Raw genomic sequence first — 1,776 nt, 5'->3', positions numbered from 1 at the left:
TTCGGCGAGAGGGCGGGGCCCCTCCTCTCGCCAGCGCTGGAGGTGGTACCCGGTGCGCAGGTCGTCATTGGCCAGGAAGCTTGTGAGATCCATGCTCTCGAGATCCCAGAGCCAACGTTCCATCACAGGATCAGCCCACACCTGATCGGGTCCCAGTTGTCGTGCCAGCTGGACCAGTTGCTCCAGCATCCAGTTGCAGACGATGTTGAGGCGATGGTTGTAGACGCTGCGATACATGAGATTGCGGACAACCAGATAGTGCTCAACGGCCATGAGGCCCTTGGGATGAATCGCCAGATCCCCGTCCGGAGAGAGCGTCAGGCCGGCGAGGATGCGCTCCGTATCCAGCTGCCCATACCGAGCGCCTGTGGTGTAGCTGTCGCGCAGCAGGTAATCGAGTCGGTCGCAGTCCAGCTGACTGCTGACCAGTCGCTTGATCACAGACCGTTTGGCGCTGCCGTGTTCCAGCAGGTCGGCGACGGAATCGGCGAGTCCAGGTGAGAAGGCCTCCAAGGGGTCACGGATGGCCGGGTGCTGTCGAATCACCGCCGCTGACCACGTTTCATGGTGCAGGCCGAACATCTCTTCCCCGGTGTGGCTCAACGGGCCATGGCCGATGTCATGGAGCAGCGCCGCTGCGTAAAGCAGGCCCTGCTCCTCCTCCAGGGATGGATCAAGCCGGGTCAAGTTGCCGAGGGCCAGCCGAGCCAGGTGAAACACGCCGAGGGAATGGGTGAACCGACTCGACTCCGCGCCATGGAAGGTGAGGAAGGCGGGGCCCAACTGACGGACCCGACGCAACCGCTGAAACGGTGCTGCGTCGATCAGCGTCATCACCAGGGCTTCTGCCCGGTTGGTGTCATCCAGTGTGATCCCGTGATGCAGGGGGTCGTGATAAGTCCGCTGGCTCATGCGGGGGCGTCATCGCCGCTGCTGCTTTGGGGATCCATCGCCAGATGTGATTCCATCCAGTTCTCCGCCGATGCGAGCCAAAGATCCCCTTCGCCTCCAGGATTCAGGGCTTCCGGTGTCTCCAGGATCTGATCCGGAGCAATCCCTTCTCCCTGGATGTCGCGCCCATTCGGGGTCATGTAGCCCGCCACGGTCACGGCCAGTCCGCTGCCATCGCTGAGGTTGGTGAGGGTCTGAATCAGCCCTTTCCCAAAGGTCTGCTGTCCCATCAGCAGGGATCGGCCGCTGTCCTGCAGGGCTCCGGCCAGAATCTCACTGGCGCTGGCCGTGCCTGCATTCACCAAGGTGAGCATCGGTCCGTCGTACAGCCGAGTCGGCCTTGCCTGCACGGTGTCGCTGATTCCGTTGCGGTCACGGGTCTCCACGATTGCGTCGCCCTTGAGGAAATCGTCGGCAACGGCCAGGCCGGCACTGACCAGCCCTCCGGAGTTGTTGCGCAGATCGAGGATCAACCCTTCGACGTTTTTTACTTTCAGTTCGTCGAGGGCTTCCATCACCTGTTGGGGCACATCCTCGGAGAACTGGGTGATGCGCAGGTAGCCAAGGGTGTGCGTTGCGCTGCGCACACGGCGGGTGCGGACAGGGCGTAGGTCCACGTTGCGTCGTTCGAGCGTCACTTCACTGACGTCTCCGTCCTTGTTTTGGATGCTCAAAACAACCTGCGTTCCAACATCTCCCCGCAAGCTGTTGGCTGTTCCACCAAGGCCGAGGCTGCTGATGGGTGTGCCGTCCACGGCAGTGACTTCCGTTCCAGGCGCCAAACCTGCGTCCGCGGCAGGAGATCCTTCGAGTGCAGAAATGATC

At 62.1% G+C, this 1,776-nt stretch carries 2 protein-coding genes; both read right to left on the bottom strand.

Annotation, left to right across the window (positions count from 1 at the left end; translation table 11 throughout):
* On the bottom strand, positions 1–912 hold a 912-nt coding region (locus tag ACGVJ8_RS11930), incomplete at its 3' end, for an HD domain-containing protein (RefSeq protein ID WP_392348373.1).
* A partial coding sequence (locus ACGVJ8_RS11925; RefSeq protein WP_392348371.1) for a S41 family peptidase occupies positions 909–1,776 on the bottom strand: 868 nt, incomplete at its 5' end. The genes ACGVJ8_RS11925 and ACGVJ8_RS11930, both read right to left, overlap by 4 nt.

Source organism: Parasynechococcus sp. (genome assembly GCF_042954245.1).
In the GTDB taxonomy this organism is placed as follows: domain Bacteria; phylum Cyanobacteriota; class Cyanobacteriia; order PCC-6307; family Cyanobiaceae; genus Parasynechococcus.
The sequence above is the reverse complement of the archived record's forward strand: the minus strand, read 5'-3'. Positions and strand labels throughout refer to the sequence as shown.